This is a genomic window from Micromonospora pisi (assembly GCF_003633685.1).
GTDB classification, from domain to species: Bacteria; Actinomycetota; Actinomycetes; order Mycobacteriales; family Micromonosporaceae; genus Micromonospora_G; species Micromonospora_G pisi.
The window spans coordinates 3010306-3027563 of the sequence record NZ_RBKT01000001.1 but is presented as its reverse complement, the minus strand read 5'-3'; the positions used below and the strand labels follow the sequence as shown (position 1 = coordinate 3027563).

The following is a 17258-nucleotide window of genomic DNA, read 5'->3' as shown; positions in this document are numbered from 1 at the left end:
GATCCGCCCCGGTCTCAACTCAACGCGGTGCGACGGTCAGGGGCGGGGGAGAGCCGCCTCGATCAGCGCGGTCTGCTCGACCTCGTGCATCTTCGCCGAGCCCACCGCAGGGGCGGCCGCCGCCGGGCGGGAGATCCGCCGCAGCCGTACGCCCTCGAGGTGCTCCAACAGGTTGAGCGCCACGAACGACCAGGCGCCCTGGTTGGCCGGCTCCTCCTGGACCCAGGCGAAGTCCTCGGCGTTCGGGTATTCGGCCAGGGCCGCCCGGATCTCCTCCACCGGCAGCGGGTAGAGCTGCTCCATCCGGACGATCGCGGTGTCGGTGATCTTGCGTTCGTCACGGGCCTGGAGCAGGTCGTAGTAGATCTTGCCGGTGCAGAGCAGCACCCGCTTGACCGCCTCCGGCTTGGCGATGGTCCGGTCACCCAGCACCGGCTGGAACGAGCCGGTGGTGAAGTCCTCCACGCTGGAGACGCAGAGTTTGTGCCGCAGCAGCGACTTCGGGGTGAAGACCACCAGCGGCTTGCGCTTCTCCGACAGCGCCTGCCGGCGGAGCAGGTGGAAGTGGTTGGCCGGGGTGGTCGGAATGGCCACCCGCATGTTGTCCTCGGCGCACATCTGCAGGAACCGCTCCGGGCGACCGGAGGTGTGGTCCGGTCCCTGACCCTCGTGGCCGTGCGGCAGCAGCAGCGTCACCGCGGACTGCTGTCCCCACTTCACCTCGCTCGACGAGATGAACTCGTCGACCACCGACTGGGCGCCGTTGGCGAAGTCACCGAACTGCGCCTCCCAGAGCACCAGCGCCTCGGTGTTCTCCACCGAGTAGCCGTACTCGAAGCCCATCGCGGCGTACTCGCTGAGCAGCGAGTCGTGCACGAAGAACCGGGCCTGGTCGCGGGTGAGCGCGGAGAGCGGCAGGTGTTCCTTGCCGGTCTTCGAGTCCACGACCACCGCGTGCCGCTGGACGAAGGTGCCCCGGCGGGAGTCCTGCCCGGCGAGCCGGACGGTCACCCCGTCGTGCAGCAGCGAACCGAAGGCGATGATCTCGCCGAAGCCCCAGTCGATGTTGCCCTCGACGGCCATCTTGGCCCGCCGCTCGAGCAGTTGCTGGATCCGCTTGTGCGGGGTGAAGCCCTCCGGCAGCGTGGTGTGCGCTACGCCGATCGAGCGGACCACGTCGGCGTTCACCGCCGTGGCGACCTGCGGCTCCGGTTCGGGCTGGCGGCGGGGACGGGCCGACTGCCGACCCGCCGTCGCGGCGTCCCGGGTGGCCTTGAAGACCCGTTCGAGTTGCGCCTGGAAGTCGCGCAGCAACTCCTCGGCGTCCTCGACGGTGATGTCCCCGCGTCCGATCAGCTCCTCGGTGTAGAGCTTGCGGACCGACCGCTTCGAATCGATGATCTGGTACATCTGCGGGTTGGACATCGAGGGGTCGTCGCCCTCGTTGTGGCCGCGCCGCCGGTAGCAGACCAGGTCGATCACGACGTCCTTGTTGAACGCCTGGCGGTACTCGAAGGCCAGCCGGCCGACCCGGACCACGGCCTCGGGGTCGTCCCCGTTGACGTGGAAGATCGGCGCCTGGATCATCCGGGCGACGTCGGTGCTGTAGAGGCTGGAGCGCGAGTACTCCGGGGCGGTGGTGAAGCCGACCTGGTTGTTGACCACGACGTGCACGGTGCCACCGGTGCGGTAACCACGCAGCTGCGACAGGTTGAGCGTCTCGGCCACCACGCCCTGCCCGGCGAACGCGGCGTCGCCGTGCACCGCCACGGGCAGCACGGTGTAGCCCTCGAGTCGCAGGTCGATCCGGTCCTGCTTGGCCCGGACGATGCCCTCCAGCACCGGGTCGACCGCCTCCAGGTGCGAGGGGTTCGCGGTGACCGACACCTTGATCGCGTGCTCGCCGTCCGGGGTGCTGAACTTTCCGGCCTGGCCGAGGTGGTACTTGACGTCGCCGGAGCCCTGGGTCGACCGGGGGTCGAGGTGCCCCTCGAACTCGGAGAAGATCTTCTCGTACGGCTTGCCGACGATGTTGGCGAGTACGTTCAGCCGACCCCGGTGGGCCATGCCGATGACAACCTCGTCCAGCCCGCCCTCGGCCGCCGCCTCCAGCACCTCGCCCAGGAGCGGGATCAGCGATTCGCCGCCCTCCAGGGAGAAGCGCTTCTGGCCGACGTACTTGGTCTGGAGGAAGGTTTCGAACGCCTCGGCCGCGTTGAGCCGGTTGAGTACGTGCTTCTGTTCGTCCGCGGCGGGCTTCTCGTACTTGCGCTCGATCCGGTCCTGGATCCAGCGCCGCTCCTCCGGGTCCTGGATGTGCATGTACTCCACGCCGACGCGGCGGCAGTAGGAGTCACGCAGCACCCCGAGGACCTCGCGGAGCTTCATCTTCTGCTTGCCGTTGAAGCCGCCGACCGGGAAGTAACGGTCCAGGTCCCAGAGGGTCAGGCCGTGCTGGAGCACGTCCAGGTCCGGGTGCTTGCGGATCTTGAACTCGAGCGGATCGGTGTCGGCCATCAGGTGACCACGGACCCGGTACGCGTGGATGATCTCGATGACCCGGGCGGTCTTGTCGATCTGGCCCTCGGAGGTCACCGCCACGTCCCGCATCCAGCGGACCGGCTCGTACGGGATCCGCAGCGAGGTGAAGATCGCGTCGTAGAAGCCGCGCTCGCCGAGGATCAGCTCGTGCATGACCTTCAGGAACTCGCCGGACTGGGCGCCCTGGATGATCCGGTGGTCGTACGTGCTGGTCAGCGTGATGATTTTGCTGACCGCCAGCTCGGCCAGGGTCTCCTCGGACATGCCCTGGTACGGCGCCGGGTACTCCATCGCGCCGACACCGATGATCGTGCCCTGACCGACCATCAGTCGGGGCTGCGAGTGCACCGTGCCGATCCCGCCCGGGTTGGTCAGCGAGACCGTCGTGCCGCCGTAGTCCTCCATGGTCAGTTCGTTGCGGCGGGCCCGCCGGACGACGTCCTCGTAGGCCTGCCAGAACTGGCGGAAGTCCATCTGCTCGCACGCCTTGATCGACGGCACCACCAGGTTGCGGGAGCCGTCCGGTTTGACCAGGTCGATCGCGATGCCCAGGTTGACGTGCTCCGGCCGGACCATCACCGGCTTGCCGTCCACCTCGGTGTACGAGTTGTTCATCTCCGGGTGTTCGGCCAGCGCCCGGACCAGGGCCCACCCGATCAGGTGGGTGAAGCTGACCTTGCCACCCCGGCCACGGGCCAGGTGGTTGTTGATCACGATGCGGTTGTCCACGATCAGCTTCGCCGGAACCGCGCGCACGCTGGTCGCGGTCGGGACCGACAGCGACGCGTCCATGTTCTGCACGATCTTGGCCGCGACCCCGCGCAGCGCGGTGGTGGAGCTACCGCCGGCCGGCTGGGCCGGTGCGCTCTTCGGCTTCGGCGTGGCGGCCGGTGCCGCCTCGGCCTTCGCGGCGACCTGGGTCGACTTCGCCTCGGCCGGCTTGGTGGCGACCGGGGCCGCGGTGGACTCGCTCGCCGGCTGGGGCTTCGTGGCCGGCGGGGCGGCCGGTACGTTCTTCACCTCCGGCGCCGGCTTGGCCGCTGCTACTGTCTTGGCACCCGACCCTTTGCCGTCAGTGCCGGCCGGGGTCGCGTCGGTCGCCGGTCGGTAGTCGGCAAAGAAGTCGTGCCAGGCTGAATCGACGCTGGTGGGGTCGGCGAGGTAACGCTGGTACATCTCCTCGACGACCCACTCGTTCGGGCCGAAACCCGCCAGTGGGTTGTCCTGCGAAGTCTGCTGGGTCGACACGGCCAGTGATCGCCTCTTTCACGCGGGTTCTGCGGTTCACGCGGGTTCTGCCGCCGCCTGAAGCTGGAGTCAGAAGTCACCGCCCAGGCTACGCCGTACGCTATCGAGGGGCATTGCCGCATCCGGCCCGTGTTGCGATTCACAGCATGAAAGTCTTGTTCACCTGGCGTTCAAGTCGCGGTCGTCGCCTGGTCGGCGGAGTCGGGACCGCTGCCGTACGCCATCGGGTGCCAGGTCGGACCGGCCACGCACCGCGTACAGGGCCGTTCACCCGATCGACACCCGTTTACCCGGTGCGCGACACGCCAACGGTGGGCGGCGACCTTACACATAGCGCATGGCTGTTCTGCTTACCGCTCCCGCACCCACCGGGACCAGCGGTTACACCCTGCTGATCGCCGACAGCGCGGCCCAGGTCGCCGCCGCGCAGCGGCTGCGCCATGACGTCTTCGCCGAAGAACTCGGCGCCACCCTGCACTCCGACGTCGATGGACTCGACACCGACGAGTTCGACGAACACTGCGACCACCTGCTGGTCCGGGACGACAGCACCGGGGCCGTGGTCGGCACTTACCGGATGCTGCCGCCGGACCGCGCCGCGCGCGCCGGCCGGCGGTACGCCGAGGGCGAGTTCGATCTCTCCGCGTTCGCACCGCTCCGCGACGAGCTGGTGGAGATCGGGCGCTCGTGCGTGCACCCCGACCACCGCACCGGTGCGGTGATCAATCTGATGTGGGCCGGCATCGCCCGCTACCTGCACCTGCGCGGGTTGCGCTGGCTGGGTGGCTGTGCCTCGCTCGGGCTCGAGGACGGTGGCGCGAACGCCGCCGCGGTCTGGGCGCAGGTCTCCGCCCGGAACATGGCGCCGCCGCCGCTGCGGGTCCGCCCGCACCGGCCCTGGCTGGCCGAGCCCTCCGGGGTGGCGGCGGTCGCCGCCGGCGCCGGTTCGCCGGGAGCACCGCCGGCCGTCGTACCCGCCCTGCTCCGCGGCTACCTGCGGCTCGGCGCCTGGGTCTGCGGCGAGCCGGCGTACGACCCCGACTTCGGCGTCGCCGACCTGTACGTCCTGCTCTCGATGGACCGGATGCACCCCCGCTACCGCCGTCACTTCCTTGGACTCGGAGAAGAAGGATGAACCCGCTCTGGCAACCGCGCTCGGCCTGCGGGCCGCACTGCCTCCCCGGTGCGGGGGAGACCCCGGAGGTCTCGCGGCTGCGTCGGGCCGGCCGGCTGGCCGCCCTGTTCGGCGCGCTGCTCTTCGGGGCGTTGCTGCTCCCCGTACTTCCGGTGTTGCCCCCGGCCGGGCGCCAGGCCGGCGGGCGCTGGTGGGCCCGGTTGGTTCTCGGCTCGCTCGGCATCACGCTGCGGGTGCGGGGCCGGCTGCCCCGGCGCCGGGCGCTGCTGGCGGCCAACCACATCTCGTGGCTGGACATCATGGCCACGCTGGCGGTCGCGCCGGCCCGGATGCTGGCCAAGCAGGAGGTCCGGCAGTGGCCGTTGATCGGGCCGCTGGCCTCGGCCGGCGGCACGATCTTCGTCAACCGGGGTCGGCCGAGGGCGCTGCCCCGAACTGTCGCCCTGGTGGCGGAGGCGCTGCGGGCCGACCGGGTGGTGGCGGTCTTTCCAGAGGGTACGACCTGGTGTGGCAAGCCCCGCGAGACGAGTGACTGCCCGGCCGGGGGTCGGTTCCGGCCGGCGATGTTCCAGGCGGCGATCGACGCCGGGGCACCGGTGGTGCCGCTGACGATCAGCTATCGCACCGGTCCGGGTCGCGACGGGACGACCGCCGCCGCCTTCCTCGGTGACGACAGCCTCCTGGTGTCGCTGCGGCGGGTGCTCGCCGTGCGCGGGCTCACCATCACGGTGACCGCCGCACCGGCGCTGCATCCGGAACAGACGGCCTCCCGGCGCCGGCTGGCCCAGGCGGCGGAGTCGGCGGTCCGCCTCGCCGGTCCCTTGGCGCATCGTCGCGCCGCCCGGGTCGAGCCGGTCCTCCCGCTGCCCGTCCCGGTCACCCTGGTCATCCCGTCGGGCGCTGTTCCCGCCCCGACGCTCGCCGCCCCGACCTCGCTGGGCGCCCCGCCGCCCGGGCTCGACCTGGCTGCCTGAGTCCCGACCCGCAGCTACTCGTCATGTCGCGATGTATCGCGTTAGTATGGGGAGACGCGACAGTGCGCTGACGACATCCGGCCACCCACCGTGGCCGGATGTGACGGGACGGGTGTGGGGCCATGGCCAAGTGGACGATCAAGGAGCCGCAACGGCTCACCCTGGACGGTCGGATCAGCAGGTTGGACGTCCACCTGATCTCGGGTCGACTCAACGTGGTGGCCACCGACGGCCCCGCCCGGGTGGAGATCACCCGGGCCAGCCGCCGACCCGAGATCGTGGTCGAGCAGCACGAGGGGCACCTGTCCGTACGCCAGGACTGGAACCGGCGCTGGCAGGGCCTCTTCTGGTGGCTCGGCCGCAGGTACCGCAGCGACGTCTCGATCGCGGTGCCGGCGCACGTCGTCGCCAACCTGCGGCTGGTCGAGGGCTCCCTGATCGTCTCCGGGCTCCGGGAGGAGACCCGGGTCGACGTCACCTCGGGTCAGGTCACCCTGATGGGGCTGAGTGGCCGGACCAGCGCCAAGCTGGTCTCCGGCCCGGTCGAGGCGCTCGGTGTCGGCGGTGAACTCAGCATGGAGACCGTATCCGGGGAACTGGTCCTCGCCGACAGTTCCGCCGCTCTGGTCCGGGCCACCACCATATCGGGATCGATCACCTGCGATCTGGACAATCCTCAGTACAGCGAGATCCAGCTCAGCACCACCTCCGGCAGCGTCACGGTACGGATCCGCGAGGACAGCGACCTCACGGTCCGACTGCGTACCGCCTCCGGCCGGATCACCACCGCGTTCCCGCAGCTCCGTACGGGCATCCCCAACTGGGCCAAGGAGGCCCACGGTGTGCTCGGCACCGGTGCGGGTAGCCTCTGGGCGAACTCCACCTCGGGCGGCATCGCCCTGCTGGCCCGATCGGTCGACCCGGACGAGAAGGATCCCGGGGAAGCGGATCCGGACGTGCCGGGAAGCGCCCGGTGGACCGGGGCTGGCGACGAGGGGCGGGGGGCGGCATGACGGCCGTGTTCAGCCACGGGCGGCTCCGGCTCTATCTGCTCAAACTGCTCGCCGACGGACCCAAACACGGCTACGAGTTGATCCGGCTGCTGGAGCAGCGGTTCCTCGGTCTCTACGCGCCGAGCGCCGGCACCATCTACCCGCGCCTGCAGCGGATGGAGGTCGAGGGTCTGGTCACCCACACCGCCGCCGGCGGCCGCAAGGTCTACGAGATCACCGACGCCGGCCAGGCCGAGCTGGCTCAGCGCAGTGGTGAGGTGGCCGACCTCGAATCGGACATCCGAGCCTCGGTGGAGGATCTCGCCAGCCTCGCCGGGGAGATCCAGACCGAGGTACGCGGCTCGGTCCGTGACCTCAAACGGGAACTTCGCGCGGCTACCCGGGAGACCCGGTTCAGCGGCTGGGTCAACCCCGGTGGCGCCCCCCGCAAGCCCCCTCCGCCCGGTGCCGATCTCGATGCGGAATTCGACCGCCGGCTCACCGACTTCACCGCCGAGGTACGCGCACTGGTACGCGGCCGGCAGCTCACCGACGGTCAGATGCGGACCCTGCTCCGTACCCTCGACGGCGCCCTCGACGGGCTGCGCCGCCTGCTCCGCTGACCCGTCCGTACGCCGCTGATCCCTCCCTGGGGCGGTCGGGCGGGTTCCCAGGTAGTTTTCAGGGGACCTCCAGCCCGCCCGAAGGGGAGCGGCGGATGATGTGGTCATGGCAGCGCAAACCGAGGCACGACTACTTGTCGTGGAAGACGACCCCAACATCCTGGAGTTGCTCTCCGCCAGCCTGCGTTTCGCGGGATTCGACGTGGCCACCGCCACGAGCGGCAGTGCCGCCGTGACGGCGGCGAAGGAGCGTCATCCGGACCTGGTGGTGCTCGATGTCATGCTGCCCGACCTGGACGGCTTCGAGGTCATCAGGCTGATGCGGGAGAGCGGTACGCGTACCCCGGTGGTGTTCCTGACCGCCCGCGACGCGACCGACGACAAGATCCGGGGACTGACCCTCGGTGGTGACGACTACGTCACCAAGCCGTTCAGCCTGGAGGAGCTCACCGCCCGGATCCGGGCCGTGCTGCGCCGTACCGCGACCGGGGACCAGACGCCGTCCCGTCTCAGCTTCGCCGATCTGGAGCTGGACGAGGAGACGCACGAGGTGCACCGGGCCGGGCAGCGGGTGCAGCTCTCGCCGACCGAGTTCAAGTTGCTCCGCTACCTGATGCTCAACGCGAACCGGGTGCTCTCCAAGGCACAGATCCTCGACCACGTCTGGAACTACGACTTCCGGGGCGACGACAACATCGTCGAGTCGTACATCTCCTACCTACGGCGCAAGGTCGACAGCAGCCAGCCCCGCCTGATCCACACCCTGCGGGGCGTCGGCTACGTGCTGCGCAAGCCGGCGGCGTGACCACGCCGGCCTCGGTGCTGAAGGGCCGGCTGCGGAGCACGCCGCTGCGCTTCAAACTGGTCACCGCGGTCCTCGCCCTGGTCGCCGCCGCCCTGCTGGTGATCAGCGTCATGACCACCTTCTTCCTCCGCAACTACCTGGTCAGCCAGGTCGACTCCGAGCTGCACACCTCGGCCCGCACCCTCCAGACGCTGATGGCGGAGGCCAACAGTGGCACGGTTGGCCTGCCGCTGGCCGACTACATCGTGGTGCTGCCGACCAACCAACCGAACCAGGTCTATCTCCGGTACGACACCGGCCGCTTCAGCCCGGCCGACCTGCCGCCGTGGCCGGCTGACGCCGAGGGCTTCGCCAAGCTCCAGGGCGACCCGATCACGGTCGGGGCGCATGACGGCAAGGTCCGCTGGAGAATGCTCTACACCAAGCTGCCCAACGGCCAGATGGTCGCCATCGGACAGCACCTGACCGATGTCGACGAGGCGGTGGAGCAGCTCATCTGGATCGACCTGGTGGTCGGTGGCACGGTGCTGATCCTGCTCGCGTCCCTGGGCGCGGCGATCGTCCGGACCAGCCTCCGACCGTTGGACAAGATCGAGCAGACCGCGGCGGCGATCGCCGACGGCGACCTGACCCGACGGGTCCCGGACCCCGAGCCCGGCGAGGCCGAGGCAAAGACCGAACTGGGTCGCCTCTCCCGGGCACTGAACGCGATGCTCACCCAGATCGAGGCGGCCTTCACCGCCCGGGCGGCGTCCGAGGCCGCAGCCCGCAACGCCGAACTGGGGGCCAGGGACGCGGCGTTCGCCGCACAGGCGTCCGAGGCACGGGCCCGCCGCTCCGAGGAGCGGATGCGACAGTTCGTCGCGGACGCCTCGCACGAGCTACGCACGCCGCTGACCACCATCCGTGGCTTCGCCGAGCTCTACCGCCAGGGGGCGGCCGGCTCGCCCGAGGAGACCGCCCGGCTGGTCCGCCGGATCGAGGACGAGGCGTCCCGGATGGGGCTGCTTGTCGAGGACCTGCTGCTGCTCGCCCGGTTGGACCGGGAGCGGCCGCTGGTGCTGGGGCCGGTCGAGTTGCCGGTGCTGGCCACCGAGGCGGTGCAGGCGGCTCAGGCGATCGCACCCGAGCGGAAGATCTTCCTGGAGGTCGTGCCGGGCTCCGGGGACCTGGTGGTGCTCGCCGACGACGCGCGGCTGCGACAGGTGCTCGGCAACCTCATGACCAACGCCATCACCCACACCCCGCCGGATGCCTCGGTGACGCTACGACTGCGCGCCGACACCGGCAACGTGGCCACCGTCGAGGTCGCCGACACCGGTCCCGGGCTCGCCCCCGAACAGGCGGAACGGGTCTTCGAACGGTTCTACCGGGCCGACGCGGCCCGTACCCGGCGGGCTGACGGTGCAACCGGCACCGGCCTCGGACTGGCCATCGTCGCCGCCCTGGTCGCGGCACACCACGGCAGCGTGGAGGTGCTCGAGACACCGGGTGGCGGGGCCACCTTCCGGGTCAAACTGCCGCTCGCCCCGGGTACGCCCGACTCGACCGAGAACGAGTAGCGGTGCCGGCCACCCGGCCGACACGAACGATTCACAGCGAACATCCAGTGCGATTCCAGGTGGGTCGCAGAGCAACGGGGCAAGGTAGGTGCCATGAACGAGTACGAGACCGACCCGCAGCGGCCTTCGGCCAACGCCGACGCCGACGCCACGCCGTCGTATCCCACCGCGGAGTTGTCGCCCGTCGAGCGCGGGCCGGCCGACTCCACCACCGCCTCCGGTGCCCCGGCCGCCTCCGAGCCGGCCACCGCCGGTGACCCGGACCAGGCCGGTACGCCAGCAGCCACGGCCGAGCCGCAGAGCCCGTACGCCAGCCCGACGACCGGCGTCCCCGCTGATTCCTCCGGCGCGACCACGGACCCGTACGCCGGGACCGGCCACCCCGGGACACCGGCCGGCCCGTACGCCGGTCACCCGGGCCAGCCCGGCCCGTACGCCGGTTCGTACGGTGCTCCCCAGTCCGGGGCTCCCGCGCACCCGACGCCCAACCCGTACCCGCCGAGCCCCTGGCACCCGGCCGCGCAGAACCAGCCGGGCTGGACCGGTAACCCGACCTACGCCGGGCACCACCCGCACGGTGCGCACATGCCGCCGCAGCCGCCGCAGGTCGGTGGGAACCCGCCGCCGATCTGGGCGCAGGGCCCGGGCGTGCCCGGTCCGGCGCCCCGGCCGAGCAGGGCCGGCAAGTTCGCGGCGATCGGTGCCGCGGCCCTGGTGCTGATGGCCGGCTCCGGCATCGCCGGTGGTGCGGTCGCGCTGGCGCTCGACGGCGGCTCCTCCGGACCCAGCCGGACCTACACCGCCGCACCGATCATCAACAGCGAGGACCTGCCGAAGATCGCGGCGTCGGTGGAGAACAGCGTCGTCTCGATCACCACCGGCACCGGTGAGGGTTCGGGTGTGGTGCTGACCGCCGACGGCTACGTCCTGACCAACAACCACGTGGTGGCGAGCGCCTCCGGTGACACGGTCCGGGTCGTCCTCGCCAATGGCAAGACCGCCCAGGCGAAGATCATCGGCACCGACCCGAAGACCGACCTCGCGGTGGTCAAGGCGCAGGGGGTCAGCGACCTGAACCCGGCGAAGTTCGGCGACAGCGACGCGATGCAGGTGGGGGACACCGTGCTCGCCCTGGGCAGCCCGCTGGGTCTGCAGGGCTCGGTCACCGCCGGCATCATCAGCGCCCGGGACCGGACCATCCAGGCCGGTGGCGAGGACGAGCAGCAGCAGAACCCGTTCCAGCAGCAGCAGCCGCAGGCGGCGGCGAGTTCGATCTCCGGCCTGCTCCAGACCGACGCCCCGATCAACCCGGGTAACTCCGGTGGTGCCCTGATCAACACCAAGGGCGAGGTGATCGGCATCAACACCGCCATCGCCACCGCCGGCAGCAACGGCAACATCGGCGTCGGCTTCGCGATCCCGAGCAACAAGGCCAAGGACGTCGCCAGCAAGCTCCAGCAGGGCCAGAAGGTCAGCCACCCGTACCTCGGGGTCAGCGTGACCGAGTCCGAGAACGTCGGCGCGGTGGTCAACGGGGTGACCCAGGGCAGCCCGGCCGCGCAGGCCGGCCTGCAACAGGGCGACGTGATCACCCGCTTCGGCGACAAGACGGTCAACGACTCCAATGATCTGGTGGGGGCGGTCCAGACCGGCAAGGTGGGTGACAAGGTCCAGCTGACCTTCACCCGAAATGGTGTGGAGCAGACCGCAACCGTGACGCTCGCCGAGACGTCATAACACCAGCGATCCGCGCAGACCTGAGGGCACTTTCCGTAACCCGGAGGTGCGCCTCCTCCCCAGGCGGCGGGCGATGTGACCAAGGGGGTTGGTCACGTCGCCCGCCGCTCCTCTTCTCTCCCGCCCGGCACCGGTTCCGCTTCTCACCCGGTGCCGGGCTTCTCTCACCCGTCGCCGGCTTCTCCTCACCTCGCCCGGACGAGGCCCGGTCACCCCGGCGGGTGTGACGCTCGGGGAAGCGGCAGAACGGGTACGGATCCGGGGAGGAACGGGTATGACCACAGCGACCGCGACCCGCGACGACACGGCCATCCAGAATGACCTGCTGGCCGAGTTGAAGTGGGAGGCGCAGGTGCAGCCCAACGAGGTCGGAGTCGTGGTCCGGGACGGTGTCGTCACGCTGACCGGATGGGTGGACAGCTACGCCCGCCGGTGGGCCGCGGAGCGCACCGCGCACCGCGTCCGTGGCGTCCGCGGCGTGGCCAACGACATCGAGGTACGGTTCCACGGCTCGGCCGCACCCACCGACACCGACATCGCGAAGGCGGCCAGCCGTGCCCTCGACTGGGACTCGTTCGTGCCGGTGGAGCAGATCGACGTGACCGTCGCGAACGGCTGGGTGGTGTTGCGCGGCGAGGTCGACTGGGGCTATCAGAAACAGGCCGCCGAGCGGGACCTCGGTCGGCTCTCCGGGGTCCGGGGGATCACCAACCTCATTTCCGTCCGACCGGGGGAGCGGGTCACCCCGCAGGAGCGGGAACGCGACATCCGGCGCGCGCTGGCTCGGGTGATCGAGGACAACGCCGACAAGATCGTTGTGCGGATCGAGGCCGACACGGTCATCCTCGCGGGAACCGTCCGTTCGTGGATGGAACGGGAGGAAGCGCGCCGGGTGGCCTGGTCGTCACCGGGTGTCCGGGAGGTCGACGACCGGCTCGGGATGGGGATCTGACCACCTGACGGCCCACGGGTCCCGTCCGTCGCCGGTTCTCGCGGCGTCACCGCCGGTTATCCACCGTGCAGCCGGGGAACCCGAAGTATCCGGGTCAGCCGGAGCAGTGGGGAGGGCTCGACGTCGTGAACCACATGCCAATCGACCGATTCGACCGGACGGCACCATTGCGCATCGCGATGGTCGTGCCGCCCTGGTACGAGCTTCCGCCCGCCGGTTACGGCGGGGTGGAGCAGGTCTGCGCCGCGCTGGTCGACGCGCTGGCCGCCCGTGGGCACGAGGTGACCCTCTTCGGTGCGGGTACGGGATCGGGTACCGCCGCCCGCTTCGTCGGCACGATGCCGGAGTTGCAGCACGAACGCCTCGGGCAGTCCCTGCCCGAACTGGCCCACCTGGCCCGGGTCGACCAGATGATCAATCCCGACGTGTTCGACGTGGTGCACGACCACACCACCATCGGCCCGTTCGTCGCCCCTCGGCGGTCGGTGCCGACGGTGGCGACCGTACACAACCGCCCGACCGGCGAGCTCGGGGACATTCTCGCTGACATCGACCGTTCGGTCGGGTTGGTGGCGATCTCACACGCGCAGCGTCGACTCCGTCCCCACCTGCCGTGGGTCGCGACCGTCCATAACGGAATGGCGCTCGACGACGTACCGCACAAGACCTCGGCCGGCACCGGCCCGGTCCTCTGGCTGGCCCGGTTCAGCCCGGACAAGGGACCGGACCTGGCCGTACGGGCGTGCCGGGCGGCCGGGCTGTCGCTGGTGCTGGCGGGCAAGTGCGACGAGCCCGAGGAGCAGCGTTACCTCGCAGAGGTGATCGAACCGCTCCAGGGTCCCGATCTGACCGTGCTGCGCAACCCGGATCGGGCGACCTGTTTCGAACTGATGCTCTCGGCCCGGTGCCTGATCATGCCGATCCGCTGGGAGGAGCCGTTCGGAATGGTGATGGTCGAGGCCATGGCGACCGGTACGCCGGTGGTGGCGCTCGACCGAGGGGCCGTACCGGAGCTGATCCGACCCGGCGAGACCGGGGTTGTCTGCGTCGACCCGGACGACCTGCCACAGGCCCTGCGGGACGCGGGTGGGCTCGATCCGGCGGCGTGCGTGGCGCACGTACGGAACTCCTTCTCGGCGGAGTTGATGGCCGAGGGCTACGAGCGGGTCTACCGCCGCTGGGCGGCGACCGCCCCCCGCCCCACCAGTTCCGCCCTCACCCCCACCGGAGCCTGGTAATCCGAAGGAAGGGCCCCTTGTTATCGCTTTCTGTATAGGAAGGGGCCCTTCCTAACCTGCTGTCCTCAGTGGCGTCCGGCGCAGGGAAGGGGACGTCCGGCGCACCGGGGTCGGTCGAAAGTGTCGTGGGGGTAGCGCGAGTGGCGTACCGGCCCGGACCATGTGGGGCAGGAGGTGGTCCCTTTGGTCGCCATCACCCTCGACCGGTTGACCAAGATCTTCGACGGCGGGCCCATGGCGGTCGACGACGTGAGCATGGAGATCGGATCCGGCGAGTTCGTGGCGTTGCTCGGGCCGACCGGGTGCGGCAAGTCCACCATCTTGCGCCTCGTCGCGGGACTGGAGGAGCCGACCAGCGGCCGGATCCTGTTCGACGGCGAACCGATGGAGAACCAGACGGTACGCGATCGCCGGGTCGCCATGGTCTTCCAGGACTACGCCCTGTACCCGTACCTGACCGTGGCACAGAACATCGGCTTTCCGTTGCGGCTCGGGGCGGAGCCGAGTGGCGCGCTCGCCGCCCGGGTCGCCGAGGCGGCCGAACAACTGGGCATCACCCATCTGCTGGAACGCCGGCCGGGCAACCTCTCCGGCGGCCAACGACAGCGGGTGGCGATGGCACGGGCGATCGTCCGACGGCCGCAGGCGTTCCTGCTCGACGAACCACTGTCCAACCTGGACGCCGGAGTGCGGGCCGAACTGCGTACGGAGATCACCGGCCTGTCCCGGCGGCTCGGCGTGACCACGCTTTACGTGACCCACGACCAGGTCGAGGCGATGACAATGGCGGACCGGGTGGCGGTGCTGCGTCGGGGCCGGGTGCAGCAGCTCGGCACGCCGGCCGAGGTGTACGCCGACCCGGTCAGTCTCTTTGTCGCGGCGTTCCTCGGCACACCCCGCCCCAGCCTGCTCCAGGGAGCGGTCTACGTCGACCGCGAACGGGTGCTGATCGACGTGGGCTCACAACTGTTGGAACTGCCCCGTGACGACCCGAGGCTACGGACGTTGGTCCGCCGGCACACCGAGCGGGTGACGCTCGCGCTGCGCCCGGAGGTGCTGACCCCGGTGAGGCCCGGCGCCGAGCCCGGTGCGGTGCTGCGCGGCAACGTACGGTCGGTGGAGCACCTCGGGCACGAGGCGTTGGTGTACGTCGACATCGGTGCCGTACCGACCTCGGTCGTCGAATCGCGGCTGGAGCACCCGGACACCGGCCAGCACCTGTCGGAGCTGCTCGCCGACGACCCGCCGACCGGTCACCCGTTCCGGCACACGCTCGCCCGAATGATTCCGCACCAGCGCACCGACTCCCCGCCCGCGACCGCCAGGACCGAGTACGGCTTCTACCCGGTGTACGAGCCGGAGTCCGCGCAGGACCAGCCGCCCGTCGCCGACCTGGTGGTGCGGGTGCCGGCCCTGACCCCGCCCCGGCCGGGGGCGCCGATGGCGCTCGCTGTCGACCTGGACCGGCTCCTCCTCTTCGACCGGGCCGGGGACCGGATCAGACTCGACCCGTCCGGGGCGGGTCCGGCCTGATCCGATCCGCGGCCACGACCTCGTCTCAGCCCTTGTTCGCGCCGAGGGTCAGGCCGGCGACGAAGTGCCGTTGCAGGGCCAGGTAGACGATCAGGGTCGGGATGACCGTGATGGTGGCGCCGGCCGCGATCAGGTTGTAGTCGAGCAGGAACTGTCCCTGCAGGTTCTTGATGCCTGTGGTGATCGGCAACTGGTCGCCGCTGTGGATGAACAGCAGCGGCCAGAAGAAGTCGTTGTAGAGCCAGATCACTTCGAGCGTGCCGAGGGCGGCCAGGGCCGGCCGGCACAGCGGCAGGATGATCCGGCTGTACTGCCGCCAGACGCCCGCCCCGTCCACCAGTGCCGCCTCGGTCAGTTCACCCGGCAGCGCCTTCATGTAGTTGGCCAGTACGAAGGTGCAGAAGCCCAACTGGAAGGCGACCTCCACCGCGATCACCGCGTAGTACGTGTCGAGCAGGCTGCCCGAGGCGCTGATCGAGTACGGCAGCGGCGTGTGCTTGAACATCTCGAACAGCGGTGCGGCGAGCACCTGCGGCGGCAGCATGTTGCCGGCGGTGAACATGATCAGCAACGTCAGGTTGAACTTCCAACTGAACCGGCTCACCGCGAACGCCATCATCGAGGCGAGGGCGAGGGTCAGCAGCACCGACGGAATGGTGATGATCGCCGAGTTGCCGAAGTACGTCGCCATCCCGCCCTGGGTCCAGGCGGTGGCGAAGTTCTCCAGGTTGAGCGGCCCGTGCAGGCTCCAGTAGCCGTACCGGTCCGTCACCTCCTTCGGTCGCAGCGCGGTGTAGAGGGTCCAGAGCAGCGGCACCAGCCACAGCACCGCCATCGCGACGAGGAACAGGTGGGTGCCGTAGTGCCGGCGCCCGGACGGCCGACGTCGGGTGGCACCCCGGTCGCCGCCGCCGGCGCGGCCGGTTGCCGGCCTGGGCGTCGCGGTCGTCGTCATCAGTCAGCCCTCCGGAAGGTGCGGACCAGGTAGTAGACGATCGGGCCGAGCGAGATCGCCAGCAGGATCACCGCGAGCGCGGAACCGACGCCGATCACCTGGCCCTCGCCGACCAGGTTCTGGATGACCAGAACGCTGAGCAGCTCCAGGCCGTTGGTACCCCGGTTGATCACGTACACGATGTCGAAGGCCCGTAGCGCCTCGATGATCGTGATCACCACGATCACGATGTTGATCGGTCGCATCGCCGGGAAGACCACCCGCAGGAACGTCTGCCGGGCAGTGGCGCCGTCGAGCGCGGCAGCCTCCCGCAGGCTCGGGTCGATGCCCTTCAGTCCGGCCAGGTAGAGCACCATGATGTAGCCGGCGTGCCGCCAGGTGGTGGCGACCAGGGCCGCCCAGAGGTTGACCTGCGAGTCACCGAACCAGTCGGTGGCGCCGGGTGTCCCCGCGGTGCCCAGCAGGTTGTTCAGCAGGCCCTCGTTGCGGGCGTAGACGAGCTGCCAGATGATGCCGACCATGACCAGCGAGAGCATCACCGGCGTGAAGAAGATGCTCTGGTACAGCCGGCTACCGCGGATCTTCTGGTCGAGCAGGACCGCGAGGAGCAGACCGATCGGGGTGGCCACCAACGCGAGGAACACCAGCCAGATCACGTTGTGCCAGACCGCCGGCCAGAACGGCGGGTACTCCTGCGTCGAGTACGTGTAGTTGGTCAGGCCGGCCGGCCGGATGTCGGCCAGGTCAAGCCCGTTCCAACGGGTGAAGGAGAGCCCGATCGACAACAGTGTGGGAATCCACACGAGCACGGCCTGGATGAGCGTGGGTACGCCCACCATCAGGCCGAGCACGAGCCGATCCGGGCCGGTCAGTCGCCGTACCCGACGGGACCCCGGCCGGGGCGCGGTCCCGCCGGCCGACGGCGCGGCCGGCGGGGACACGGTGGTGGTTGTCATGACAGCT

The 17258-nt window shown here is 70.1% G+C and carries 13 protein-coding genes; 10 read left to right on the top strand and 3 right to left on the bottom strand.

Going from position 1 to position 17258, the window contains the following annotated elements:
• Positions 1-36 precede the first annotated feature (36 nt).
• Complete coding sequence (locus tag BDK92_RS12465) at positions 37-3789, bottom strand: multifunctional oxoglutarate decarboxylase/oxoglutarate dehydrogenase thiamine pyrophosphate-binding subunit/dihydrolipoyllysine-residue succinyltransferase subunit (protein ID WP_121156857.1); 3753 nt, start codon at positions 3787-3789, stop codon at positions 37-39.
• A 337-nt stretch (positions 3790-4126) separates the two neighbouring features.
• On the opposite strand from BDK92_RS12465, the gene BDK92_RS12460 reads away from it, so the two are divergent.
• The 10 genes from BDK92_RS12460 to BDK92_RS12415 all read left to right on the top strand — a co-directional run bounded on the left by BDK92_RS12460 (position 4127) and on the right by BDK92_RS12415 (position 15340).
• The gene (locus tag BDK92_RS12460; RefSeq protein ID WP_121156856.1) at positions 4127-4924 is read left to right on the top strand and encodes a GNAT family N-acetyltransferase; all 798 of its coding nucleotides are present in this window, start codon (positions 4127-4129) and stop codon (positions 4922-4924) included.
• On the top strand, positions 4921-5898 hold the full coding sequence (locus BDK92_RS12455) for a lysophospholipid acyltransferase family protein (RefSeq protein WP_121156855.1): 978 nt from the start codon (positions 4921-4923) through the stop codon (positions 5896-5898). The genes BDK92_RS12460 and BDK92_RS12455 overlap by 4 nt, the downstream gene beginning before the upstream one ends.
• Positions 5899-6020: 122 nt before the next feature.
• Complete coding sequence (locus BDK92_RS12450) at positions 6021-6911, top strand: DUF4097 family beta strand repeat-containing protein (protein ID WP_121156854.1); 891 nt, start codon at positions 6021-6023, stop codon at positions 6909-6911.
• Positions 6908-7513, top strand: a complete 606-nt coding sequence (locus BDK92_RS12445; RefSeq protein ID WP_121156853.1) for a PadR family transcriptional regulator — start codon at positions 6908-6910, stop codon at positions 7511-7513. Before BDK92_RS12450 ends, BDK92_RS12445 begins: the two co-directional genes overlap by 4 nt.
• A 106-nt stretch (positions 7514-7619) precedes the next feature.
• Complete coding sequence (locus BDK92_RS12440) at positions 7620-8318, top strand: response regulator transcription factor (protein WP_121156852.1); 699 nt, start codon at positions 7620-7622, stop codon at positions 8316-8318.
• Positions 8315-9880: a sensor histidine kinase gene (locus BDK92_RS12435; protein ID WP_246016990.1), complete on the top strand. Its 1566-nt coding sequence runs from the start codon at positions 8315-8317 to the stop codon at positions 9878-9880. Before BDK92_RS12440 ends, BDK92_RS12435 begins: the two co-directional genes overlap by 4 nt.
• Before the next feature lie 93 nt (positions 9881-9973).
• On the top strand, positions 9974-11617 hold the full coding sequence (locus BDK92_RS12430; protein WP_121156851.1) for a trypsin-like peptidase domain-containing protein: 1644 nt from the start codon (positions 9974-9976) through the stop codon (positions 11615-11617).
• Between the two features lie 274 nt (positions 11618-11891).
• A complete protein-coding gene (locus BDK92_RS12425) occupies positions 11892-12569 on the top strand; it encodes a BON domain-containing protein (protein WP_121156850.1) in 678 nt (225 codons plus the stop codon).
• 134 nt (positions 12570-12703) lie between these two features.
• Positions 12704-13807 carry a glycosyltransferase family 4 protein gene (locus tag BDK92_RS12420; protein ID WP_121162046.1) on the top strand — a complete coding sequence of 368 codons (1104 nt, stop codon included), beginning with the start codon at positions 12704-12706 and terminating at the stop codon, positions 13805-13807.
• 183 nt (positions 13808-13990) lie between these two features.
• A complete protein-coding gene (locus tag BDK92_RS12415; RefSeq protein WP_246016989.1) occupies positions 13991-15340 on the top strand; it encodes an ABC transporter ATP-binding protein in 1350 nt (449 codons plus the stop codon).
• Positions 15341-15365: 25 nt separating this feature from the next.
• Here the strand turns inward: BDK92_RS12415 and BDK92_RS12410 are convergent, their stop codons facing one another.
• Together BDK92_RS12410 and BDK92_RS12405 are read right to left on the bottom strand one after the other, a co-directional pair.
• The gene (locus BDK92_RS12410) at positions 15366-16295 is read right to left on the bottom strand and encodes a carbohydrate ABC transporter permease (RefSeq protein ID WP_121156849.1); all 930 of its coding nucleotides are present in this window, start codon (positions 16293-16295) and stop codon (positions 15366-15368) included.
• Complete coding sequence (locus BDK92_RS12405) at positions 16295-17251, bottom strand: carbohydrate ABC transporter permease (protein WP_121156848.1); 957 nt, start codon at positions 17249-17251, stop codon at positions 16295-16297. Before BDK92_RS12405 ends, BDK92_RS12410 begins: the two co-directional genes overlap by 1 nt.
• Between the last annotated feature and the right edge of the window lie 7 nt (positions 17252-17258).

Excerpts from the sequence above, each read along its gene's own strand:
- BDK92_RS12460 (WP_121156856.1), top strand. The coding sequence starts at position 4,127 with ATGGCTGTTCTGCTTACCGCTCCCGCACCCACCGGGACCAGCGGTTAC.
- BDK92_RS12455 (WP_121156855.1), top strand. The coding sequence starts at position 4,921 with ATGAACCCGCTCTGGCAACCGCGCTCGGCCTGCGGGCCGCACTGCCTC.
- BDK92_RS12450 (WP_121156854.1), top strand. The coding sequence starts at position 6,021 with ATGGCCAAGTGGACGATCAAGGAGCCGCAACGGCTCACCCTGGACGGT.
- BDK92_RS12445 (WP_121156853.1), top strand. The coding sequence starts at position 6,908 with ATGACGGCCGTGTTCAGCCACGGGCGGCTCCGGCTCTATCTGCTCAAA.
- BDK92_RS12440 (WP_121156852.1), top strand. The coding sequence starts at position 7,620 with ATGGCAGCGCAAACCGAGGCACGACTACTTGTCGTGGAAGACGACCCC.
- BDK92_RS12430 (WP_121156851.1), top strand. The coding sequence starts at position 9,974 with ATGAACGAGTACGAGACCGACCCGCAGCGGCCTTCGGCCAACGCCGAC.
- BDK92_RS12425 (WP_121156850.1), top strand. The coding sequence starts at position 11,892 with ATGACCACAGCGACCGCGACCCGCGACGACACGGCCATCCAGAATGAC.
- BDK92_RS12420 (WP_121162046.1), top strand. The coding sequence starts at position 12,704 with ATGCCAATCGACCGATTCGACCGGACGGCACCATTGCGCATCGCGATG.
- BDK92_RS12410 (WP_121156849.1), bottom strand. The coding sequence starts at position 16,295 with ATGACGACGACCGCGACGCCCAGGCCGGCAACCGGCCGCGCCGGCGGC.
- BDK92_RS12405 (WP_121156848.1), bottom strand. The coding sequence starts at position 17,251 with ATGACAACCACCACCGTGTCCCCGCCGGCCGCGCCGTCGGCCGGCGGG.